Raw genomic sequence first — 20,583 nt, 5'->3', positions numbered from 1 at the left:
CTGTAAGTTCGTCGGGGGTCAGATCCAAGCGGTCGGGTCACCGAGATATTGACCACACGCCGTGTCGAGGGCATCCTCGGGCGTCCCGGCGGTATGACCGTTGGCCAGGACCGAGTCCTGATAGCCGCCCCGGCTGGCCAGGTAGACCGCGAAACCCCACATCGACGCCGACTCGGCGTACCGCAACCGCATCAACGGCTGAGTCGATCCGTCGGCGAGTTCGGCTGTGACGTCAGCGTATTGAGCGCGGAACCGAACCTCGATCGCGGCCACTTGCGGCCACCGCTGCCGGGCACGGCCCGACAACCGCTGCTGCAAGGAGGTTTTCGTCGACTGCGGGGGCGTGGCCATGATCACCGATCCTGCCGTATCCGCGTGTCGTGCGCCCACGACCCCGACCCGGGCTCGAGACTGGAGTGGCCAGTGTGGTCTTTGCGGTGTGGAGTGAGTGTCGAGGGGACATTAGCCGTTCGAAAGGCTCTTCACTGACTTGGTGCTGGGTGACTCCGAGGGTGCTTGCCTCAAACACCGGCACCGCTGGCATTGGGAGAAACTTCTGCCGACATCTGCGATCGGGTAGTTGGCGGGTCCGGCGGGCGTAACGAGGGGGATCAACGCATCGGAGGCGGGGTGGCGGCGGTTCCGAAGCGGTGGCGGTATGTGGTGGGGGTCAGTCCGGTTCGGCGGCGCAGTTGTGTTCTGAGGTTGGAGGCGGTGCCGAGTCCGCTGGCGTGGGCGACCCGGTCGAGGCTCTGTTCGCCGCGTTCGAGGAGTCGGCAGGCCAGGGTGGTTCGTTCGGCGGTCAGCCATGCCAAGGGGGTGGTGCCGAGTTCGGTGCGGAAGCGGCGGTGCAGGGTCGCGGGGCTGACCGCGGCGTGGGCGGCGAGGTCGGCCACGGCCATATGCTGGTCCAAACGACTTCGGGCCCAATCGAGTACGGATGTCAGAGATGTGTCTTTCACTGCGGGTACGGGGCGTTGGACGAACTGGCGTTGTCCGCCCTCGCGGTGGGCGGCGAAGACCAAGCGGCGGCTGACGGCGGTGGCGATCTCGGCGCCGTGGTCACGGCGGATGAGATACAGGCCGAGGTCGAGTGCGGCGGCGCTGCCCGCGGCGGTGAGTACGTCGCCGTCGTCGATGTAGAGGACGTCGGGCTCGCACCGCACGTTCGGAAAGCGTCGGGTCAACTGCTCGGCCCACCGCCAGTGTGTGGTGGCCCGGCGCCCGTCCAGAACGCCGGCTTCGGCGAGTGTGAACGCTCCGGTGCAGAAGCTGACCAGTCGAGCGCCCCGCCGGGCGGCGTGCCGGACGGCGGCCAGGACCGGTGGCGAGCATCCCGCGTCGGGGTCCGGGCGATTCGGCACGATCAGGGTGTCGGCCGTTTGCGCGGCGTCGAGCGTGGCGACCCGGCTCAGGGTGAACAGTCCCGCGTGCATGCGCGCCGCGCCGCCCTCGGCACACAGCGCGAACTCGTACCAGTCGGTGTCGAGTTCCGGGCGCCGTAGCCCGAACAACTCCGTCGCGACGCCGAGTTCGAACGGGTTCGAGCCCTCGTCGACGATCATCACCACGCGATGCGGGGATCCATGCGACATATGCGACTTTTAGCACTTTCCCGGTGCGGGCGCGGCGATGACGATGACACGGTGAGCGATGAACCCCTCGACCTGCACCGCGCGTTGGCCGGCTTCGACGACCTGTGGGCGCCCCGGATCGCCGCCAGGGTCAACGATTACGACGTCCGCGTCGCCAAGGTGGCCGGTGAGTTCGCCTGGCACCGTCACGACGACACCGACGAGTTCTTCCTGGTCCTCGACGGAGAACTGCGCATCGCGCTGCGCGAGGATCGTGGTGAGCGCACCGTGACCCTGCCCACCGGCTCGCTGTTCGTCGTCGCCCGGGGTGTGGAGCATCGACCGTCCTCCGCGGGTGGGGCATCGATCCTGATGTTCGAACCCACCGGCACGCCCACGACCGGCGACCATCACGAACAACTACCCGAACATCTCGTCACCACGACTGGACACGCGCTCGGAACGGCGGTTTCGTCCGGGGCGGCGGCGCATCCGCCGAGCATCGAGCACACGTCCGGCTCCGACGGACTCTGAAATGATCCCGCTGTGGCATGCGGCGGGGTTCGCAGTCGCGGCAATGATCATCGTCGTTGTTCCCGGCCCGAATGTGCTGTTCGCGGTCGGTCGGGCATTGAGTCTGGGGCGTCGGTGCGCGGTCGTATCGGCCGCGGCGCCGTCGCGAGATCGTTCTTGTCGTTGGTGGCGGTGTCGTCGAGCTTGGGCGCGGTACTGACGGTGTTGGTGATCGTGAAAGGCATAGGCGCCGCGTCTGATCTATCTGGGCTGATACATCGATGCCCGTAGGTGCCGGGAAGGGTACAGCCATGCATCAGCAAACCGACAGCGACACACCGGAGATGGGACTGCTGCAGGGATAGGTGACAACCGAGTTGGCTTGCCGGGTGGGCTGGAAGGATGTCACTGTGCCCAAGCCCTACCCCTGCGAGTTCCGCGACGATGTCGTACGCGTCGTCCGCAATCGCGACGACGGTGTGACGCTCGAGCAGGATCCTGGTGCAGCCGTGAGGAATTGCGCATCGCGATTGTCACCTGGATCGAGCGGACGTACCACCGCCGCCGACGTCAGACCGCTCTTGGGCGTTTGACACCGGTCGAATACGAGACAACCATGACCACACCGGCCAGTCAGGCCGCGTGATCGAAGCTGTCACCTGATCCTGCAGCAGTCCCGGTTGATCACCTGGCGTAGGTGCGCGCGCACCATGCGCAGTACCGAGTCTCCACCTCCGCCTCCGCCTCCGCCGTCGTCGAGGCGCCGCAGGCTGGCGTTCATGAGGTCGAGTTCGTCGACGGTGGCCTGCTGGACGCGGCGTATTCTGCCGGTCCAGGTCAGGGGCGGGACCGGTTCGGCCAGCAGCCATTGGTGGGCGGGGGCACTCATCGCTGTGCCCATCGCGGTCAGAAATACCCGCCGGTCCATGGGATCAGCCTCCGTAACTGCACGCATCGCGCGCGGCTCCTTCGGCTGTCCACGGTAGTTGCAGTCCGGCGTGTGCGGGCAACAACGACTGCTGAGCGCCTTTTCCGGCCGGGGCAAGCCGAGGTCGGCGGGGCTGACGGGGCGGGTGATTCGGCGGTGGGCAGGGCCATGATCAGTTCGGGTCAGGGAGGCCGCCGGGAGCCACTGTGGTGTCCACGCGCTGGAACGGGCGGCCTTGTTTTTCGATTTCTCGGATGATGGCCTGAACTTCTATTGTCGTACCGAGCGGATTATCCGGTCCTGATCCCGTCAACGCGGTGAGTGCTTCGGAGAGGGTGAACCCGAATATCTCGCGTAGTTTCTTCAGGATAGCCAGACGTGTGTCGCGGTTCGCTACCGCGATGGTCGAGCCGCCGAATCTTTCTATGAGTGCGCGGCGAAGCGATTCCGGGCCTGGTCCGTTGCCGTAGTCGTCGCTGACGAGACCGCATGACAGGCAACACCATTCGATGAACCATCTGATCGCGTTCGAGGCTTCGGGTAGTTCTTGTCCTTGCCATCCCGCAGCAGGCTGACCACAGTTAGAACACAGCAGATCGTACTTGAAAGCCTGTTCCATTATTTCCATCCTGGCATCTTGAGACTGACCGCAGCAGTGTGATTCCGCCGCTTTCCGAATTCGCTGGCTCTGATCTATTCGGCGCTGCCCCATAGGTGCGGCAGTGGTTGCCAAGAGTGCGCTATCTCGCTGGGAGATGTGATATCCGCGGTGTTCGACCCGACGTTGCGGCCAGGCGTGGCCCCGCATCCGTTGCCGCATCCGGTAGTTAGAGATAGGAGCTCTAAGCTTTACGCGCTTTCCATATAGCGCTGTCTATTTGTCGCTGACGACGCCACCTCCAATACAGGAGCCACCATCGCCGCTTATGCAGCCAGCGATCGAACAAACCGGGCGCAGGTAGCGGGGCGATATCAGCGTCAGATTTCCACCATACATCGTGACCGAACAGTACATCTCTCGCCCAATATTCTTCCGACTTATGAAAAAACAAATCATTATCGAAAAATTCCATGCCTATGAATCGATGATTTATTCTGGCTACAGCTTCCGGTTCGGAGATTTCAAAATTTGAAGTCATGTGTGAGGCGATTACTGAAAAGAACTCCCTTCCTTGGTCGTCCGTCCGAAATGTGTAGTTATCTAACGTCCGGTCTTTCATCTCACTACCATACATCAACGATATTGCGATTCAGCATATCGGGTGAGATGCATCTGCAGACGGTCAACGGCCGAGCCAACAGAAATGATGAAAAGTACAAATACAACTTCAATACGGACAAGTGGGAAGACGAGTACGGTGCGTCGCCGCCGAAGGGGTATCTCAAGGATATAGAGAAGAATCCGGTCTTCGACAAGGCGAAAAGAAAGGGCGGACGTTATCTCGGAGTGCCGGGACACTAGATGATCGGAGTGTGATGAGATTTACCGAGCGCTTGGACTGGCCGGGAGGACCGCCGGCATTCGAGTTGGATCTTCAAGTGCTGAAGCTCCTCTCCGGTAGCGAGATTCGAGTCTTCTCGGATTCGTACGGTGTGGACGATGACGACATCGTTTTCTCCGTGGGCGCCGAGAACGAGGACGGGCCACTGCACCTGTATTCGATCGTCTCGGTTCCGCTGGCGGTGGTCGAACTGTCGCCGGGCGGTTGGCCGAGATTCGGTCCGGAGCCGTCGGCCGGGGCCGGGATAACTACTCCGTTGTCTCCGACTGTCGCTCCGTGCCCCGGTGTGGGGCTGTACTCGGTAAGCCTTGCCCCGAGGCAGGGGCATCGAGGTGACATCCAAGTCCGAGCCCACGGATACCGGATCGCGGACGACGTTCTGTGGTTCTTCTTCGAGCTCCCGAAGCCCGGAGCGGAATTCGATATCGCGTCGATTCCCGTGGACCTGTTGGACGGGTCGCAGTCGGAGGCTGTGACAGAGATCGGCGGCCGACCCGATCCGTGATGGCCGGGAGGTGACAAGCCTCCGGCAAGTCGACACTGCCGCGTGTATCCGGTACCGCTGTGCGGGCTCCGGATGCACGCGGTGCCAACCGGTTCGGCGATCTCGCCGAGGGAGCGACGTTCCCGGCGAGAATATGTCTCCCCGATGACGGTGGTGACCCCCTCGGTCTCACCAGCATCGACCTCGGCCTGGCGCACCCACTTGCGCAGGGTCTCCGCAGTCATTCCCGACCCCGCGGAGACCGCCTTCATCGCGGCCCACTCGCTGTCGTAGTCGTCACGGCGATCGACGACCAGCCGGACAGCCTTCGCCTTGGTCGCTTCGTCGTACTTCGCAGGCATGATCTGCCGGTCCTTCCCAAGAAATAAGGTGAGCACCGAACCCGGGGCGATTCACCGCAGTCCCAGACCCTGCTGTCGAGACCCGACGATGGAGGCTTCGCTCGAGTGAGTCCGATCGGCGGTCGAGCAGATCGCGGTCGCGGCTACTCAGGTCGAACCGCGTCTGGTCTTCGAGTACCTGGACTTCGCCTCAACCGTCGACTGCGTAAAGCCTTTCGACCGGACCGAGGGAAGGGTCGGGACGCTACAGAACTACTACGCCGATCTCCCGGTGCCGGATGCCTACCTGTCGCCGATGATCGGGAGCGGAAAATTTCCGTGCCGTGCCCTTCGTGGCGAGGCCCGATGGAATTCATGATCGACAATGTAGGGTACTTTGCGAACTGATTGCGGCGGCGAGATCCGTTGGATACACTTGACGCGATCCGCCGCAGCGCGAATCCTCACTCACCAAAATTCTTAGCTGTCGGTATCGACGGGGGTTGTCATGGCAGATGAATTCGAACTCGACTCGATCTTGGATAAATTGAAGCAGCGGGCGAAGCTGTCCCCGGAAGAACTGGCCGGTCTGCAATCGCACGTCGACGGCCTGGAAATGGCCGCGGGCACGCCGAACCACGACACGCATACGTCGCCGGGCGGGCATTTCACGCACCATCACCCCCAGATCGAGATCCAGGGTGGAATTCTCGAGCAGATCGAGACCAAAACGGAATTGCCGGAGGTCTGATTCCCGGCCCGAGCCCACCGTACCGACGTTGCTTCTAATTCACGATCACCTTCGAGTTCGGCGCCGATTTGCTCGAAGTATTTTCATGGCCTGAATTCATTTTGTGGCCGATACCTTGACTATTTCTCATCCGCCGGGTGTCCCGGGGGTCTTTATGTGCTGTTCGCGTTCCCGGCGTGACGGCGTGCGGACCGGTTTCGCCTGCGGCCGCCCGGTCGTGCCCGGGACATCTCGGCGGAGGAAAGCGATGAATGGCGGATCCGTCATGCGGAACAGAATCGAAGATATCGACGCCCTACTGGCGCACCACCCGTTCGGCGACAGTGACTACATCACCGAACAACTGCACATCTGCTACAAACGCCGCTTGGGCAAGGTGTCCGAGCACCTGCCCGCCGCTGCCGAACTGCTCGAGGCGCTCGGTCGCACGGATGCCTACGGGCAGTACCGCACGTTCGGCGACACGGTGGTGCGCTGCGCCATCCAGCACGCGCACGCGCGACTCGAGATGGGCGTCGAGTACGGGCTGCCGCTGCAAGACTGCGAAGAGATATACCGGGAAACCACTCGGCTGCTCGCGGACGGTCGGTACGGACCGCTCGGATCCGGGCTCGTCCACCGGTTGAGTCCGGCGCCTCGGCGCGGGTGGATCTGGAGCCAGGATCGCCCCGACACCGTGTTGACGCGGGCCTTCCGCCATATAGTCCGCGAGAACGACTACGAAGAAGAGCTCTGCACACCCGACGCCGACGAGCTGGCCATGCTGGCGAGGGGAGTGCGGCTGCTCGACGAACTGCTGCCGCTCGCGTCGTCCGGACCGCTGAGTCACACGCACCTGATCGCGGTCTTCCCGCAGGCCGGTCTCTGGAAGACGCGCATGTCCAGTTCGGAGTTCAGAGTCAGCGGCACGATCTTTCTGAGCAGGCGCCTGCTCACCAACCCGTGGACGGTGGCTGAACATCTGCTCCACGAATCGCTGCACCAGCAGCTCTACGATTTCCGGCGCGGACATTCGTTGCTGAGTCCGGATTTCGATCGGGCCGACGCCCCGCTGATCCATTCACCCTGGAACAGGCCGGATCGGACGAACAACAACTATTGGGACGTGCATCGCGCGCTCGCGGCGTTCCACGTCTACGTGCATCTCGCGCTGCTGGCGATCGCGGCGGAGCAGCGCGCCTCCGACCTCGAGGATGTCTACGGACCCGTCAAGATGGTCGGAAGCCGCACCGCCCTCGCGCGTGCCCACTACCTGGGTGAACAGCTGCGAGTGCACTGCCCGCAGGAATTGGGCCCGGCCGGAAAACAATTCGTGGACTGGTTCACCTCGATTCTGGGACTTCTCGACCCTTTCCCTCCCGTGCCCGGGTCGCGCGTACATCTGCTGTTCGACCGCTACTGGAGGGAGGCGCGGGAAGTCGGCACTCTCTCGAATGCGGTCCGTCGCCCCGAAATCCTGGATCTGTTGACGACGCTCACCGGAGACGAGATACGGACCGCCCGGAGTGTGCTCACGACCATGAACGGGGACCACCGAAATTTCGACGACTCGCTGGCCTCGCTCTCCGAGGCCGACCCGGTCGAGCGATTCGTCTCGAGTCGCCTGCTGATCGCCGAAACCATCTTGAACGGCTCGCCGCGCAAGTACAAGTTATCCGAATCCGACGCGGCCGACGACGCCGTGACGCGGATGGTCGAGGATTCCAGCGCGGCGTTGATGCCCGTCCTCGCCGAGGACAGGGGCGATTCGAACAGGACGGGATCGGTCGCCCCGGTGCCGTCGCCGTCGGCATGAGATCTCGGCACCCGGGCTTGAATTCGATTCTGACCAAACTGCATCGGGGCGAGTCCCTGACCGAGGACGAACTACAACGATTGCGGCGGCACCTCGGCGAATCGCGAACACCGAGGGACAGCATACGATTCGAGCCCGCGACCGAGCCCGTGCGGGCACCGTCGCTGTCAGGACGGGCGTCGGCGGAGGGCGGTCGGCGTCTTGCCGCCCGCGGCGGTGGGAAGCGCGCGGATTTCTATCGGACGGCACAGGATCTGATTATCTCGAGCGTCGGCATCGGGACCTATCACGGCGCCGCCAACACCGAGACCGACGCCGCCTACGCCGCGTCGGTCCGTGCCGCGCTCGATGCCGGAATCAACCTGATCGACACCGCCCTCACCTACCGGAGTCAGCGGTCCGAGCGTGCGGTGGCCACGGGAATTCGGTCTTTCATCGAGGCGAGCGGGGGCAGCCGCGACGAGATCGTGGTCTGCACCAAGGGTGGATACCTGGTGTCGCAGGCAATTACGGCGGGCACCCTCACCGCCGACGATGTGGTGGGCGGTGTGCATTCCATGGCCCCGGCCTTTCTCGCCGACCAGATCGAACGCAGTCGGCGGAATCTCGGTCTCGACGCGATCGACGTCTACTACCTCCACAACCCGGAAACGCAACTGGCGTTCATGAATCAACGTGAGTTCGCGAGACGGGTCGGGGCGGCGTTCGAGTCACTGGAATTCGCCGTGGCCGACGGGCTGATCAGGTACTACGGCGCGGCGACGTGGGACGGATTCCGGGACGGATCGCTGTCGCTACCCGCCCTGGTCGAAATCGCCGAGGAGATCGCGGGCGACAGCCATCACTTCCGCTTCGTGGAACTACCTTTCAACTACGGAATGCGGGAAGCCCGACACTCTCCCGAGACAGGCGGCGTCGGTGTGCTGGAGCAGGCCGAGGGTTTCGGAATCACGGTGATCGCGAGCGCGACGCTGCTGCAAGGTCGCTTGGCCCTCGACCTGCCGGACGAGATCGCGCGATCACTACCCGGGTTGGATTCGGATGCCCTGCGCGCGATCCAGTTCACCAGGTCGACTCCCGGTATCGCCTCGGCGCTCGTCGGCATGCGCGACACCGAACACGTTGCCGAGAATATCGCGGTGGCCCGCGTGCCGCCTTTGACACCGGTCGAGTACGAGCGCGTGCTGACCGAGGCGTCGGACGTGTGACGAGCACAGCGAATTCGACCGAGAAGCGAGGAGCCAACGCGTGAGAGTCATGGCGACCGTATCCGATATGGTGCGGCTGGGCGTCGTGGTCGACCTGGAATCCGGATCGGTGAACTCCATTCCGGTGCGACCTGAGTTCACCGACCCCGATCCGGACGGTGCCTTCCCCTGTCGGCCTTTCGGGATCACCTGGGGACCGGATGAGCTGTATATCGCCAACCACCGGCAACTACTGGTATACGACAGACAGTTGCGGTACCTGCGCATTGCGCCGGTGTCGCTCCAGATCAATATCCACCAACTGGCCTACCACCGGGGATGGGTGTGGGCGGTGAGTCCGCGGACCAACTCGCTGATCGCTGTTCACCTCGAATCGCAGGCATTCGCCATCGAATTCGACCTGCTGGACGGGGAGTTGTATCACTACACCCCGCGTGAGGCATCCGAGAAGCAGGACAGGCACCACTTCAATTCGCTGCTCTGGGCCGACGGATATCTGTTCGTCGCGGCCCACAACTTCGACACACCGAGTTTCATCAACACCTACAAAGCCGCGACCCGGACACTGGACCACGTGATCCGCCAGGCGGGCTCGTGCATCCACGGTGTGGCGCTGTTCGAGGACGAACTGTTCTGGATCGGGACGGCGGACAACGAAATCCGTTCCAACCGCGGCTACGCGCTGCCGCTTCCGACGCCGGGGTACCCGCGCGGCTTCGCGATGACCGGCGATTACTTCATAGTGGGAACCTCGGAATTCCTGCACCGGAATGAACGCAGGCACGGCGACTCCTGGATTCAGGTCATCGACAGGCGACGCGGCACTGTGGAGGAGGTCTTGCGGCTGCGGGACACCGGCGGCATGAACGATCTCCGTCTGTTGGACGGCTACGACTACGCCCACTGTGTCGACCCGCTGTGGTCCGATGCCGAGGGCCTCCGCTGACTCGCGGACATGAGAGTTCTGGTGCTGGGCGGCAGCAATCTCATCGGACCAGCGTTGGTGTCCGAGCTGATCGGCGACGGTGCCGAGGTGACGATCGCGAACCGAGGCATCACACCGGATTCGTTCGGGGACAGCGTGGAACGCGTGCGGATCGAGCGCGGCGAGCGCGCCGCCCTGCGAACACTCGCCGCGACGGGTCCGTGGGATGTGGTCTACGACCAGATCTGCTACACAGCGGAGCAGGCCGAGGCGGCGTGCGACTGCTTCGCGGGCCGCGTCGGCCGGTACGTCTTCACGTCGTCGATCATGGTCTACGAGCCGGGGCCCGCTCGCGGGGAAGCCGCCTTCGATCCGAACAGGTTTCGCGCGGAAGTGGAACCCTCGGCCTTGCCCGAACACCTCCGCTACGGCGAAGGTAAGAGAGCCGCCGAAGCCGCCTTCTTCCAACGAGCCGACTTCCCGGTGGCCGCGGTACGTTTCCCCAATATTCTCGGCTCCGACGACAGGTCGCGTCGACTCGACTGGCACATACAAGCCGTCAGGACCGGGTCACCGGTCTTCGTGCCGAACCCCGGCGTGCGGCAGTCGCTCCTGTGGTCCCGGGATGCCGGTCGATTCTTGACATGGCTGGGCGGCCAACGACATACCGGACCGGTCAATGCCGCGTCGAGCGACCCGATCTCCGTGGGCGACCTGCTGGAGACGGTCGCCGCGATGGTCGGATCACCGGTCGTCCATGCCGAACAACCCACCGCGGGCAACTTCTCACCGTTCGGTTTCTCGGAAGACTTCACGATCGACACCCGATTGGTGCGGGCATGGGGATTCGAGTTCACCGACGTGGCGCGGTGGCTTCCCGCGCTGGTCGCGGAACAGGTCGCGAAGGGCCCTCGCAGGTCGCGGGACCTGATCTTGCATGGGATCTTGCGCAAACTCCATCACGGCGAATCCCTCACGCCCGAAGAAGTCGAACGATTGGATCAGCGTCTCGAGTCCCTGCGTGTCGAGGCGCGGTCGAATCGTCAGGGGCCGTGGAACGAATCGTGACGATGATCATTGCGCCGGTCGCGAGCGGGGCCGGCGCACGGCGCGGCGGCGGCGACACAGCCGTCGCGGGTGGGGAAGTATGGTCCCGGTCGGGGTAGCCGCGGTGAGCAGGTAGCCAGCCGTGCGCTGCCGACGCTCATGCCGATGCGGCCCAGGATATCGAGGCGTGGTTGCAGGGCTCGCGGATCGACCCGTCCGAGCAGGCGGCGTGATGAGCGATCACGTCGATATACCTGTGGGAGTGCGGCTTTCGTCGGATATCGAGTTCCGTTCCGACTACGGTCGTCGCCCGTTCAAGGCGCGCGTGCGCTGGTCTCCGACCGCCTGGCGGTCCTCGGCACCGACAACCCGGATGCTCGACTGTTCCGCGGCCCGCGTGGCGGGCGCATCGCAACGGGAGTGCTGCGGGATGCCACCCCTTGGGACGAAGTCGTCGCGCAGCTCGGCTACGAACACCTTCGCCGCCACGATCTGCGGCACACGGGGCTGACGCGGATGGCCGAGCCGGGGTGAGCCTGCACGTGCTCCAGAAGATCGCCGGGCACGCCGACAGCCGCACCACCGAGCGGTACTGCACCCGGACCGTTCGGAGATCACCGGGGCCGGTGACAAGCTGTCCGGGCATCTGCGGTCCCGTTCTGGTCCCGCTCTGCGGGTTGTGGGAGAATGACAAAACCCCTCCGACCGAGGTCGGAAAGGGTTTTTAGTCTGTCGGGAAAGGGAGTGACCGGAGCGGCAGGCAGTCGGCGCCAACTGAGACATACGACCCGGACCGGCGTGTCTACTGCGCGTTCAGTTCGATGCCTCGTCGAAATTTGACACCATTGATCTGGATGCTTGTTGGACAGCACCCGATCGTTTTCCCGTTGGACTAATTACCTGCTCGTCAGGAAACCATGGGGCGTGAGTCGGCGATATCGAGCCGATGACGTGGTACGGCGGCCACGAGCGAAACCATTGAGATGTGTCAAAAGATCAGTGAAGGAATCTGGGCATGGCTCGATACCTGTTGGCAGCGAGTCCGATCTCCGGACATGTAGCACCTATCCAGGCCGTCGCGGCTGACCTGAGGCGACGTGGGGATCAGGTGCGCTTGCTGACCGGTGCCGCGTTCGGGGCATCCACTCGAGCGCACGGTGTCGAATTCTCGGAGCTGCCTCGTGGTGCGGAGGTGGCACGTGCCGCACTGTCAGGCAGTCGGGCCTCGAATTTGGTTCGGCGGTGGCGAACCGGACGGGCGGAGTTGCGGTCCGCTTTTCTCGCGCCGATCCCAGCGCAGTACCGGGCATTGTGCGCCGAACTGCAGCGCACGAACTTCGACGCCGTTCTGGTCGATGTGATGTTCGCCGGGGCCATTCCGCTGCTCTTGTCGCAGCGAGAACGTCCGCCGGTGATTGCCTGCGGCGTGGTTCCGCTGATGCTGTCGAGCGCGGACTGCCCGCCGTTCGGGATCGGGTGGCAGCCGCGGGGCCGTGATTACACGACCATGAACCGGTTTGTGCAGCAGGTGCTGTTTCGTGATATCCAGGTGAAGCTCGACGAAATCCTGCGCGCGCTCGACCTCGGGCCCACGCCGGCCTTTATCCTCGACTGGCCGCTGCTGGCTGATCGAATCTTGCAGTTCACCGTGCCTGGGTTCGAGTATCCGCGACACGATCTGCCGCCGTCGGTGGTCTTCACCGGACCGATTCCGACTCCTGCCGCCGGGGAAGGCGGACTGCCGAGCTGGTGGCCCGTATCGGATGGTGCGAAGAAGATCGTTCACGTCACACAGGGGACATGGGACAACCGGGATTTCGACCATTTGCTCCGCCCGTCTTTGTCTGCGCTGAGCCAACGCCCCGATGTGCTGGTCGTCGCGTGTACCGGCGGTTCGTGCACACCAATCGGACCTCTGCCCGCGAACGCCTACGCCGCGGATTTCGTCCCGTATGACAGGCTCTTGCCGCGTGTCGACGTGATGATCACCAACGGTGGCTACGGTGGCGTCAACCAAGCACTTCGTTACGGAGTGCCGTTGATCGTCGCGGGCGACACTGCGGACAAGCCCGAGACCGCGGCGCGCGTGGCATACGTCGGGGCAGGCATCGATCTCGGCACCGCCCGGCCGCGACCCGCTGCCATCCTGGCGGCGGTCGACAGGGTGCTGAGCTGCCGCAGCTTCCGTGCGACAGCGAACCGGATGGCGTCGGAAATCGCGAGTAGCTCACCTTTCGACGTAATCGCTACGGTGTTGGCCGAAGTGACCTCCGGCCCGCGGCGCGCTGTAGCCGCACCTACAGATCAGGAACGGCGATCGAGCGCGGGGAACGAAAAGTGACGGCGGTCGCGGCATCGTCGACCCGCTTCTGCCGCCGGACGTGTTCTGGCACAGGCGTCGGCGACAGCGCGCAGATTCGTTCTCGCGTGCCCGCCGATACCCGTTATCGCTGCTACGGAGGTGGACAAGGGAGATCTACGAGACGCGCTCGATGGGATCGCACTGCTCGCGCCCCGCTCACGGCCATGTGTGCGGACCGCGGCGACGTTGTACGCGGAGATACTCGACCGCATCGAAGCGATGGATTTCGAAGTGTTCGGGCGACGTGCCAGAGTCGGAACCAGTCGGCGACTACAGGTCGGCGCGGCGGGCCGGCTGCGAACATGGTGGATACGGCGACCGGTGGGACCGGCTCGGCCGGGCGCTTCACCCGTCACCCCGGACGATTCCGCACTTCCGCTCCAATCCGCCGATCCGCGCGAACAGACGTGAGGTGTTGAGATGGACCACTGGCGTTACCTCCTTGTTCTCGTCGCCTGCCTGGTGCTGACCGCTCCGCTGGAGTTCATCGGTCCTGGTGTCTACCGCAGGCCGCGGCTGCTGCTGGGCGCTCTGCTGCCAATCGTCACGGTGTTCGTGGTCTGGGACCTGTTGGCGATCGCCGCCGGCGTGTGGGAGTTCAACTCCCGTTATCTGTTGGGTGTGTTCCTGCCCGGGGCGATTCCGCTGGAGGAATTGTTGTTCTTCCTCGTCGTCCCGCTGTGCGGGCTGCTGACCTACGTCGCGGTCGAAACGCTGCTCGGAGCGGCTCGCCGCCGCGGTAGCACGAGCGCGATGAAGGGGCGGGCACGATGAGCTGGGTGGGTTGGGGGTACACGTTGCCCGCCGTGGCGGCGGTCGTGGTGGTGTGTCTGGTCGAGTGCACGCTGTTGCGGACCGGGCTGTTCCGGCGACCCGGCTACTGGTTGACGATGCTGATCGTCCTGAGTTTTCAGATCCCCGTCGACGGGTGGTTGACCAGGCTCGACGCGCCGATCGTGCGGTACAACCCCGACCACGTCCTTGGACTCCGGTTCCCGTGGGATATCCCGGTGGAGGACTTCTTGTTCGGCTTCGTCTTGGTGACCTCGGTACTCCTGGGCTGGGAGCGGACAAGGCAGCGGCAGGAAGGTGTGCGGCGATGAGGCTCGAAGCATCAGCCTCTCGGCGCCGCGGGGATCCCCGGCGCGTTCGCTATCCCGCAGCCGCGGGACACAGGGACGTCGGCCGCGACGGTCGCCGCCCGCGCGCCGTTGTCGTCGGTGCGGGGATCGCGGGCTTGGCCGCCGCGACGGGGCTGGCCGAACGGGGATTCCACGTCGAGGTCATCGAACGGGAACGGTATCTCGGTGGACGGGTCGGCGGCTGGACCGAGCGGCTTCTCGACCGCAGCGTCGTCGGGATGAACCGCGGCTTCCACGCCTTCTTCGCTCAGTATTACAACCTACGGAAACTGCTCGCCCGTACCGATCCGCAGTTACGCAGGTTGCGTCGGCTCGACGACTACCCACTCATCGACGCCGAGGGTCGCCGCGACAGCTTCCGCCATCTTCCGAGCACTCCACCGTGGAACGCGCTCGCCTTCGCACTACGCAGCCCGACGTTTCGACTGCGGGATCTGATTCGTATGGACCCACGCGCTGCCGCGCCGCTGGCCGCGGTCTCGGTCCCGGACATCTACCACCGGATCGATCACCTGGATGCCGAAACGTTCCTGCGTCGCGTCAACTTCCCCGAAGCGGCGCGCCACCTCGCGTTCGACGTCTTCTCCCGCAGCTTCTTCGTCGCCCCCCAGCACATGTCCGCCGCCGAACTGGCGACCATGTTCCACATCTATTTCCTGGGCTCCAGCGAAGGCCTGCTCTTCGACGTGGCCGAGGACAATTTCGATGTCAGCCTGTGGACGCCACTCGCGGACTACCTCACCGCGCCGCGAGTGCCCGAGCGGCCGGGCACCGTCCGCATGCACACCGGCGTGTGCCTGGACCGCATAGATGCCGACGAGGCGCGCGGGTTCCGGGTGCTCGACGACACCGGCGCCGAGACGACCGCCGATGCGGTGGTCCTGGCCGTCGATATCACCGGGTTGCGCCGGATCGTCGCCGCGTCTCCCACGCTCGGCGACGGCCCATGGCGTGCACAGGTAGCCCGAATGGCTGTCGCACCATCCTTCGCGGTGCATCGTCTCTGGCTGAACCAGCCGATTCGCGCCGACCGTCCGAGCTTCCTCGGCACCGGCAACCTGGATCCGCTCGACAACATCAGCGTGGTGAGCAAGTACGAGAAGCAGGCAGCGCGCTGGGCACGCGAGAGCGGTGGAAGCGTCGTCGAATTGCACGCCTACGCCGTCGCGGACGGAATACCGCCCGGTGACGCGCGTGACGAGGTCCGCAGCCGGATGCTGGCGCGGCTGCACCATATCTACCCTGAGACCGCCGAAGCCGGCGTCGTGGGGGAGAACATGCTGTGGCGGCAGGATTGCCCACGGTTCGCGCCCGGAGATTTCGCTCGACGGCCCGGTATCTCGACCCCGCACCCGCGATTGGTCCTGGCCGGCGACGGCATACGCGTCGACCTGCCGGTCGCTCTGATGGAACGCGCCGCGACCACCGGCTGGATCGCGGCGAACACGCTGGTTCGTCAATGGGCCGGTGCCGGGCACTCCTTACAAACGGTGCCCAGCCAGGGCCGATCGGCGATCCTGCGCACGCTCGCCACTCGAGGGGATCGCGATGAGTAAGCGCGCCGAGTTCGGCAGATGGCCGAAAGACACACCGCTACAGCGGTTCTCGCCGGAGAAATGGTCCCGCCGGCGGCCGACCCACGCGGATGCCGACCCCGGTCTGATCGCGGCCGCGCTGCGATGGTCACAGCAGCGGCCCTCGGGTAATTGGTACGCCTTCGCGGCCAGTCGCAGTGTCGGTCGCGGCCGTCCGCTGAGCGCGACCATCGGCGGAATCGAACTCGTCGCCTGGCGTGACGAGCGGAACGTCTTGCACGTCGGTCCAGGAGCGTGTCCGCACCTGGGGGCGCCGCTCGCCGAGGCGCGGGTCGATGACGCCGCACTGATCTGCCGATGGCACGGACTGCGCGTGGAAGCGACCGGATCAGCCAGATGGTGCCCATACCCCAGTTACGACGACGGCGTGCTGGCCTGGGTGCGGCTGGACACGATCGGCGAGCAGGCACCCACCGACACGCCGATCATCGGTCCCCGCCCCGCCGACACCACCGTGCACGCGGTGACCCGCTTGACCGGCGTGTGCGAACCCCGCGACATCATCGCGAACCGACTCGACCCCTGGCACGGCGCATGGTTACATCCGTACTCGTTCACCCGCCTCGAGGTGACGCGGACCCCACCGCGCCGCGACATCACCGAGGAGAATCACCGATTCGAGCTCACCGTGACCTTCCGTGTGACCCGCAGGCTCGGCGTACCCGTCGTAGCCGAGTTCACCTGCCCGGATCCCCGCACCGTCGTCATGCGAATCGTCTCCGGTGAGGGGACTGGAAGCGTGGTGGAAACCCACGCGACCCCGATAGGTCCCGGCCCCGACGGCCGCGCGCGTACCACGGTGATCGAGGCCGTGATCGCGAACTCGCAGCGGCCGGGATTTCGGTACGCGCACCGAGTCCTGCCGGTGCTGCGTCCGCTGATGGCTCATGTCGCGACCCGGCTGTGGCGTGACGACTTGGCGTACGCCGAGCGCAGGTATCGACTGCGTACCCGCCGTCACTTGCCTCCGAACTCCCCACGCCTGTCATCTTCGCCGGACTGATCGCGATTTCCCGTCCGCGTTCCACTGCCGCATCTGCGACGGCGCGTCGGATGGCCTCGATGGACTCGATACGCTGAGGGGTGTGTCCGTGCCCGCGCCGATGCTGGCGACCGCCGGTCGGCCGCCCGTGTGGGACAGAGGATTACGAGATGCGTCGGTGTGCTCGTGCCGAGGTATCGACCATCCGAGCGGGTGGCGTGGAGGTGGTCGAGCCGACTTCGTGGCCGTGAGCAAGTGGCTCAGTCATCGCAGAATGCGGCTGGGTCCTGACCGTCCGGATCGACGGCGATTGTCGCGAGGGCGGTGGCCGGGTCCGCGGCACCGATGATGTTCTCGCCACCCCATTGAGCCAACGCCCGGACGGCAGGCACCAGTTGTCTTCCGGTGTCCGTCAACAGATATTCGCGGCGCGGCGGGTGTTCGCGATAGGTGGTGGTATACACCAGTCCGGCTTGTTCGAGACGGCGCAGACGGTCGGCGAGGATGTTGGTGGTGATCCGTTCGGGTGATGTGAGGAACTGACTGTAACGGCGCTTGCCGGCAAGTAGGTCCCGGATCACCAACAAGGTCCAGCGGTCGCCGACCACATCCAGTGCCGCGGCCAGCGGGCACGGCGACCGCAACGGATCGGCTGGCTCGATGCCGATGTTGTTCACCGTCAATATTTTTCGCCCTCTGTGTGTCTTGTCTTTTGCAAGTATAGCTGCCAGGGTGTGACTTGTAATTTGCAAGTGAGGTTCGAGAAGGGCTGTACCGATGGAAATCATCCAACTGCACCGCCGCGCGGCCGAGCGCTTCCGGATCTGCCTCGTCGAGGTCGGATCCGACCAATGGGAGCTCCCCACCCCGTGCGCGGAGTGGGATGTACGGGCTCTGGTAAACCATGTGACGGGAAACCATGAACAGATGGCGCTACGGCTGCACGGTCGTCCCGCCGACCGCTGCCACGACGGACCGCTCGCGGCGTGGTCGGCGGCGTGCGCGGCTGTACAGGCAGGACTCTCCCGAACCGAGGTCCTCCAGCAGCAAGCGCCTTCACCGTTCGGCGGCCAAATGTCGATCGCCGATCTGGCTCGCATCCTCACGGTCGACTTGACAACCCACACATGGGATTTGGCACGTGCCACGGGAAGGAACGATCCGTTGGACCCCGAGGTCGTCAACGAGGTATTGCCGATGATCGAGCGGATACACCCGACTCTGGCGGCCGGCGGCAAATTCGCGCCTGCGATTTCCGTTCCGGAATCCGCTGGAGCACAACAGCGTCTGCTCGCTCTACTCGGCAGACAGGAGTCGTAGCGCCGCCGAGCGAGGGCCACGAATACCTGGCGCCGCCGCACTGAGAACGGTGGGGGCATGCCCGGGCGCTGCGGCCGCGAGGAAGCGGCCCAATCGTGGAGACTGGGCGCCGATGGGCCGCGTCGATCACCGACCGGTCCGGTGAGATCATCACGACTGTGCCGCCGCAACGAGCCCACATGCCGGTCGATGATTCGTGGCTGGTGACTGCCTCATGCGCCGATCAGCCCTGAGCCTTGCGACCCCGCCGGCACCGACGGCGATGGCACTGGGTCGCAGGATGGGCGCAGCTCACAAGTCCCGGCGGTGGTCTCGTTCGGGCCGGGGTAACAGCGCGGGCGGCCGTCGGGCCGTGGCTCAGCCACCGGATCGCCGGGTGAAGGGCATTCTGGTGCCGCGGCCATGGGGCCGACATAGGCTGGTGTGCAACAGATGTGCAACGTCGAACGGTGCCGCGTCACCCTCGGGTCGGAGCGGTTCCGTCGCCCCGGTGAGCGACCGTGCGGTTCCGGATGCCCCTTAGCGCGGACTAGATCAGGTGTGCTCGAATATCCGTCGTTGTACCGAATTGTCGATCGCGACTGCTGCCCGGCGTATCTGCGTGTCTGACTGTGTAGTTGGTAGAGCGTGGGCACGGTGGCGGACGGTCTGTTCGGTGGTTGGTCTCAAGGGATTGCTTGCGTGAGTACCTGGAGGACGCGTGGTGCGTAGATGCGGCGTTTGTAGGCGCTGTTCGCGACCCGGAGTATCTCCAGCTCGATGAGTTGACCGACGAGTTTGTTCGCTCGGCCGTACGAGATTCCGAGCTCGGTCTCGACTTGGCGCACGGTGAATGATGGGTTCGCGACAGCGAGATCGATCAGCGTGTGCGCGCTGTCGGCACGCAATGGCGAACGTCGTACGACGTCCTTCAGCTCGCTCTGGATTTTGACGAGGGCGATCATCTGGCGCCGAGTCGATTCTGCGGCCTCCTTCAGGCCGTGCGCAAAGAATCGGATGTAGTTGTCCCAGTCGCCTCGGGTGCTGACCGCGAGGAGTCGGTTGTAGTAGTCGTCGCGTCTGGCCTCGAACCACGGTGAGACGGTGAGTGTCGGCTCGGTCAGTACTTGGGTGAGCTGGAGGTGCATGACGATGAGTAGCCGGCCGAGTCGGCCGTTGCCGTCACGAAAGGGATGGAGTGACTCGAACTGGTAGTGCGACATAGCTGCCGCGATGACGGGGTCGATCGTGGCGGAGTGGTCTTCGCGAATCTAGTCGACGAGGTCCTGGACGCCGATGCTCAAGGTGTCATCGGGCGGTGGTGGAATGAACCGAGCTGCGTGTACTGGTGCCATCCCCGGGGTTGCGTCGTCTCTTCGACCGATCACGACCTGTCGGTCGCGGATCCGTCCGGACTCCGATTCCAGCGACGTCCCTCGCATCAGGATGCCTTGAAGGCTGCTGAGCAGGGATGTGGTCACCGGGCGATCGTCGGAGATCCAGGAGAACGCGTAGTTGGCCATGCGTACGTAGTTGAGGATCTCGGAGAGTTCGGCACTCGCCGGCGCCTCTTCGTCGGCGGTCAGCACCTCGGCGAGTGGCGCGTAGGTTCCTTCCAGTGCGGATGTACTCTGCGCTTCGCGTCGTAGTGTCGGCAGCCGCAGAAGTTGGGGGTTCGGTAGTTGGGCGGCTGTGCTGTCGAGCGCACCCAGAGCCGCGCGCGCTGCAGTCGTGGCGAGAATAGTGGGAACGCTCAGTTCAGGCATTTCATCGGGCAGTGGTGCCGCGACGAACGCTTTGTGCTTCCAGTCGCCGAAGACCGGATCTGTGCCCCAGATGTCGACGACTGATCCGGATTCGCTGTTTAGGAACATACCGAGGTCCATCATGTCACTCTATAGGCACTTCAGTGACATAGTGCTTGCATCATGTCACTTTGAGACAAGTGGTTCAGCGGGTATCGACGCTGGCCCCCGCCGACGTTGCCGCCATAGGAGCTGTCGAGGGAGAGCCCTTAGAGCTCCTATCGGGTTCTGTTGCTGAGTCGTCGCCAGCAGATGAGGGCTGCGGCGAGGGTGAGGAATCCGTGGTGGATGTCGGTGCGGCGTTCCCAGCGGATGGCGAGGTGGCGGTAC

Annotated in this window: 23 protein-coding genes and 2 pseudogenes; 16 read left to right on the top strand and 9 right to left on the bottom strand. The window is 64.6% G+C overall.

Features of this window, described 5'->3' with window-relative positions; translation table 11 throughout:
* Positions 1-18 precede the first annotated feature (18 nt).
* Together APZ21_RS01850 and APZ21_RS01845 are read right to left on the bottom strand one after the other, a co-directional pair.
* On the bottom strand, positions 19-351 hold the full coding sequence (locus tag APZ21_RS01850; RefSeq protein WP_054811450.1) for a hypothetical protein: 333 nt from the start codon (positions 349-351) through the stop codon (positions 19-21).
* A 260-nt stretch (positions 352-611) separates the two neighbouring features.
* A complete protein-coding gene (locus tag APZ21_RS01845; RefSeq protein ID WP_054811444.1) occupies positions 612-1,595 on the bottom strand; it encodes a helix-turn-helix domain-containing protein in 984 nt (327 codons plus the stop codon).
* 51 nt (positions 1,596-1,646) lie between these two features.
* Between APZ21_RS01845 and APZ21_RS01840 the strand changes: the two genes are divergently transcribed.
* Both APZ21_RS01840 and APZ21_RS35355 read left to right on the top strand, forming a co-directional pair.
* Positions 1,647-2,108 carry a cupin domain-containing protein gene (locus APZ21_RS01840; RefSeq protein ID WP_082392744.1) on the top strand — a complete coding sequence of 154 codons (462 nt, stop codon included), beginning with the start codon at positions 1,647-1,649 and terminating at the stop codon, positions 2,106-2,108.
* Between the two features lie 478 nt (positions 2,109-2,586).
* Positions 2,587-2,733: pseudogene (locus tag APZ21_RS35355) on the top strand (IS3 family transposase); the annotation flags it as partial.
* 9 nt (positions 2,734-2,742) lie between these two features.
* Here the strand turns inward: APZ21_RS35355 and APZ21_RS01835 are convergent.
* The 3 genes from APZ21_RS01835 to APZ21_RS33600 form a co-directional block, all read right to left on the bottom strand.
* The gene (locus APZ21_RS01835; RefSeq protein WP_156370569.1) at positions 2,743-3,042 is read right to left on the bottom strand and encodes a hypothetical protein; all 300 of its coding nucleotides are present in this window, start codon (positions 3,040-3,042) and stop codon (positions 2,743-2,745) included.
* 145 nt (positions 3,043-3,187) lie between these two features.
* Complete coding sequence (locus APZ21_RS33605; protein ID WP_156370567.1) at positions 3,188-3,634, bottom strand: hypothetical protein; 447 nt, start codon at positions 3,632-3,634, stop codon at positions 3,188-3,190.
* Between the two features lie 223 nt (positions 3,635-3,857).
* Positions 3,858-4,235 carry a hypothetical protein gene (locus APZ21_RS33600; protein WP_156370565.1) on the bottom strand — a complete coding sequence of 126 codons (378 nt, stop codon included), beginning with the start codon at positions 4,233-4,235 and terminating at the stop codon, positions 3,858-3,860.
* A 47-nt stretch (positions 4,236-4,282) separates the two neighbouring features.
* Here APZ21_RS33600 and APZ21_RS01830 point away from each other — a divergent pair, with 47 nt between their 5' ends.
* Together APZ21_RS01830 and APZ21_RS34660 are read left to right on the top strand one after the other, a co-directional pair.
* Positions 4,283-4,477, top strand: coding sequence for a hypothetical protein (locus tag APZ21_RS01830; protein WP_054811442.1), 195 nt, complete (start codon positions 4,283-4,285; stop codon positions 4,475-4,477).
* Between the two features lie 77 nt (positions 4,478-4,554).
* Positions 4,555-5,022 carry a hypothetical protein gene (locus APZ21_RS34660; protein WP_054811441.1) on the top strand — a complete coding sequence of 156 codons (468 nt, stop codon included), beginning with the start codon at positions 4,555-4,557 and terminating at the stop codon, positions 5,020-5,022.
* Between the two features lie 149 nt (positions 5,023-5,171).
* On the opposite strand, the pseudogene APZ21_RS33595 reads toward APZ21_RS34660, so the two are convergent.
* A pseudogene (locus tag APZ21_RS33595) lies at positions 5,172-5,363 on the bottom strand (IS3-like element ISMyma10 family transposase); the annotation flags it as partial.
* A gap of 487 nt (positions 5,364-5,850) precedes the next feature.
* Here APZ21_RS33595 and APZ21_RS01815 point away from each other — a divergent pair.
* The 11 genes from APZ21_RS01815 to APZ21_RS01760 all read left to right on the top strand — a co-directional run bounded on the left by APZ21_RS01815 (position 5,851) and on the right by APZ21_RS01760 (position 17,170).
* Positions 5,851-6,093 (top strand): hypothetical protein, encoded by a 243-nt coding sequence (locus APZ21_RS01815; RefSeq protein ID WP_054811439.1) that lies wholly within the window; start codon positions 5,851-5,853, stop codon positions 6,091-6,093.
* Positions 6,094-6,358: 265 nt separating this feature from the next.
* Positions 6,359-7,888, top strand: a complete 1,530-nt coding sequence (locus APZ21_RS01810) for an aKG-HExxH-type peptide beta-hydroxylase (RefSeq protein ID WP_156370563.1) — start codon at positions 6,359-6,361, stop codon at positions 7,886-7,888.
* 149 nt (positions 7,889-8,037) lie between these two features.
* Positions 8,038-9,096, top strand: coding sequence for an aldo/keto reductase (locus APZ21_RS01805; RefSeq protein ID WP_162240291.1), 1,059 nt, complete (start codon positions 8,038-8,040; stop codon positions 9,094-9,096).
* Between the two features lie 40 nt (positions 9,097-9,136).
* Positions 9,137-10,042, top strand: coding sequence for a hypothetical protein (locus tag APZ21_RS01800; protein WP_156370561.1), 906 nt, complete (start codon positions 9,137-9,139; stop codon positions 10,040-10,042).
* 9 nt (positions 10,043-10,051) lie between these two features.
* Positions 10,052-11,089, top strand: coding sequence for an NAD-dependent epimerase/dehydratase family protein (locus tag APZ21_RS01795; protein WP_054811435.1), 1,038 nt, complete (start codon positions 10,052-10,054; stop codon positions 11,087-11,089).
* 1,087 nt (positions 11,090-12,176) lie between these two features.
* A complete protein-coding gene (locus APZ21_RS01785) occupies positions 12,177-13,409 on the top strand; it encodes a glycosyltransferase (RefSeq protein ID WP_239476444.1) in 1,233 nt (410 codons plus the stop codon).
* A gap of 120 nt (positions 13,410-13,529) precedes the next feature.
* On the top strand, positions 13,530-13,841 hold the full coding sequence (locus tag APZ21_RS33590; RefSeq protein ID WP_371852355.1) for a squalene/phytoene synthase family protein: 312 nt from the start codon (positions 13,530-13,532) through the stop codon (positions 13,839-13,841).
* A 9-nt stretch (positions 13,842-13,850) separates the two neighbouring features.
* Positions 13,851-14,204 (top strand): lycopene cyclase domain-containing protein, encoded by a 354-nt coding sequence (locus APZ21_RS01775; protein ID WP_054811431.1) that lies wholly within the window; start codon positions 13,851-13,853, stop codon positions 14,202-14,204.
* Positions 14,201-14,533, top strand: coding sequence for a lycopene cyclase domain-containing protein (locus APZ21_RS01770; RefSeq protein ID WP_054811430.1), 333 nt, complete (start codon positions 14,201-14,203; stop codon positions 14,531-14,533). Before APZ21_RS01775 ends, APZ21_RS01770 begins: the two co-directional genes overlap by 4 nt.
* The gene (locus APZ21_RS01765; RefSeq protein ID WP_054811429.1) at positions 14,530-16,128 is read left to right on the top strand and encodes an FAD-dependent oxidoreductase; all 1,599 of its coding nucleotides are present in this window, start codon (positions 14,530-14,532) and stop codon (positions 16,126-16,128) included. The genes APZ21_RS01770 and APZ21_RS01765 overlap by 4 nt, the downstream gene beginning before the upstream one ends.
* Positions 16,121-17,170 carry a DUF5914 domain-containing protein gene (locus APZ21_RS01760; RefSeq protein ID WP_054811428.1) on the top strand — a complete coding sequence of 350 codons (1,050 nt, stop codon included), beginning with the start codon at positions 16,121-16,123 and terminating at the stop codon, positions 17,168-17,170. The genes APZ21_RS01765 and APZ21_RS01760 overlap by 8 nt, the downstream gene beginning before the upstream one ends.
* Before the next feature lie 239 nt (positions 17,171-17,409).
* Here APZ21_RS01760 and APZ21_RS01755 read toward each other — a convergent pair whose 3' ends face one another.
* Entirely contained in the window at positions 17,410-17,937 is a 528-nt protein-coding gene (locus tag APZ21_RS01755) for a winged helix-turn-helix transcriptional regulator (protein WP_082392742.1), read from the bottom strand.
* Here APZ21_RS01755 and APZ21_RS01750 point away from each other — a divergent pair.
* Positions 17,927-18,469 (top strand): TIGR03086 family metal-binding protein, encoded by a 543-nt coding sequence (locus APZ21_RS01750; RefSeq protein ID WP_054811427.1) that lies wholly within the window; start codon positions 17,927-17,929, stop codon positions 18,467-18,469. The two genes, APZ21_RS01755 and APZ21_RS01750, sit on opposite strands and share 11 nt — an antisense overlap.
* Before the next feature lie 665 nt (positions 18,470-19,134).
* On the opposite strand, the gene APZ21_RS34950 is transcribed toward APZ21_RS01750, so the two are convergent.
* Both APZ21_RS34950 and APZ21_RS34945 read right to left on the bottom strand, forming a co-directional pair.
* Positions 19,135-19,695 carry a Fic family protein gene (locus APZ21_RS34950; RefSeq protein ID WP_275426173.1) on the bottom strand — a complete coding sequence of 187 codons (561 nt, stop codon included), beginning with the start codon at positions 19,693-19,695 and terminating at the stop codon, positions 19,135-19,137.
* Between the two features lie 24 nt (positions 19,696-19,719).
* A complete protein-coding gene (locus APZ21_RS34945; RefSeq protein WP_204249025.1) occupies positions 19,720-20,334 on the bottom strand; it encodes a Fic/DOC family N-terminal domain-containing protein in 615 nt (204 codons plus the stop codon).
* Positions 20,335-20,583: the final 249 nt, after the last annotated feature.

This window comes from Nocardia arizonensis, assembly GCF_001310275.1.
Taxonomy (GTDB): Bacteria; Actinomycetota; Actinomycetes; order Mycobacteriales; family Mycobacteriaceae; genus Nocardia; species Nocardia arizonensis.
The sequence above is the reverse complement of the archived record's forward strand: the minus strand, read 5'-3'. Positions and strand labels throughout refer to the sequence as shown.